At 69.3% G+C, this 1,413-nt stretch carries 1 protein-coding gene; it reads right to left on the bottom strand.

The annotated features are described in order from the left end of the window. Positions 1–43: 43 nt before the first annotated feature. Complete coding sequence (locus Q0817_RS19920; RefSeq protein ID WP_298592207.1) at positions 44–1,291, bottom strand: IS256 family transposase; 1,248 nt, start codon at positions 1,289–1,291, stop codon at positions 44–46. Positions 1,292–1,413: the final 122 nt, after the last annotated feature.

Below are 1,413 nucleotides of genomic sequence, written 5' to 3'. Positions count from 1 at the left end.
GGTCAAGCCCCCTGGAGTGGTGTAGCGATCCTTCGTGTGGGGGTCAGGCTGTGAGGGCGGTCAGGGGGTCGGTGGTCACCTCGCTCCCGGTGTCGTCAACGGCGGTGAGCCGGCATCGGGTGAGTACCTCGAGGCCGAGGTAGCGGCGGCCTTCGGCCCATTCGTCGGTCTGCTCGGCCAGCACGGCGCCCACGAGGCGGACGATGGCTGCTCGGTTGGGGAAGATCCCCACCGCGTCGGTCCGCCGCCGGATCTCCTTGTTCAGCCGCTCGGCGGGGTTGTTGGACCAGATTTGGGCCCAGACGTCCTTGGGAAAGGTCGTGAAGGCGAGGATGTCCTCACGGGCATCGGCCAGGTGCTCGGCCACCGCCGGCAGCTTCTCGACCACGTAGTCCAGCAGCCGGTCGAACTGGGCGTTCACGGCGGTCGCGTCGGGCTGGTCGTAGACGCTGTGCAGCATGGCTTTGACGGCCGGCCACATCGACTTTGGGCACACGGCCATCAGGTTCGCCGCGTAGTGAGTCCGGCACCGCTGCCAGGATGCACCGGGCAGGTTGGCCGCGATCGCGTCTTTGAGCCCGGCGTGGGCGTCACTGGTGACCAGCCGGACCCCGCCCAGCCCCCGGGCGACGAGGTCGGCGAAGAACTCGTTCCAGGCGGCCCCGGTCTCGGCCGTGGCCACCCGCATGCCCAGCACCTCTCGGTGCCCGTCGCCGTTGACCCCGGTGGCCAGCAGCACGACCGCGTTGACCACCCTCCCGCCCTCCCGGACCTTCATGGTCAGCGCGTCGGCGGCCACGAACGTGAACGGGCCAGCCGCGTCCAGGGGCCGGTGGCGGAAGGACTCCACGTGCTCGTCGAGGTCGCCGGCCATGCGTGAGACCTGGGACTTCGACAGGGAGTTGATGCCCAGGGTCTTCACCAGCTTGTCCATCCGGCGGGTGGAGACCCCGGCCAGGTAGCAGTCGGCGACCACGGTGATCAGGGCGGACTCGGCCCGCTTGCGGCGCTCGAGCAGCCACTCCGGGAAGTAACTCCCGGAGCGCAGCTTCGGCACGGCCACGTCGATGGTGCCGACGCGGGTGTCGAGGTCGCGGTGGCGGTAGCCGTTGCGCTGGGCCACGCGCTGCGGGGACGGGCGGCCCCACTCGGCGCCGACCACCGCCTCGGCGTCGGCGGAGAGCAACTGGTTGATCACCGTCTGCAGCAGGGTGCGCATCAGGTCCGGGGACGCTTCGGACAGGGCTTCACCGAGCAGGCCGGTGGGGTCGACAATGTGAGGAGCGGTCATCGTGATGATGTCCTTTCGAGAGTGCTGTGAGAGGTGAACTCGAAAGATCTCACGGTGACCGCGCCCTCGTCCGGGACGACGAGCAAGGCCACCGCGCTACACCACTATGCGGGGCTCAACTC

Source organism: uncultured Kocuria sp., assembly GCF_947500125.1.
Classification (GTDB): Bacteria; Actinomycetota; Actinomycetes; order Actinomycetales; family Micrococcaceae; genus Kocuria.
This window is presented reverse-complemented; position numbering and strand designations above follow the sequence as displayed.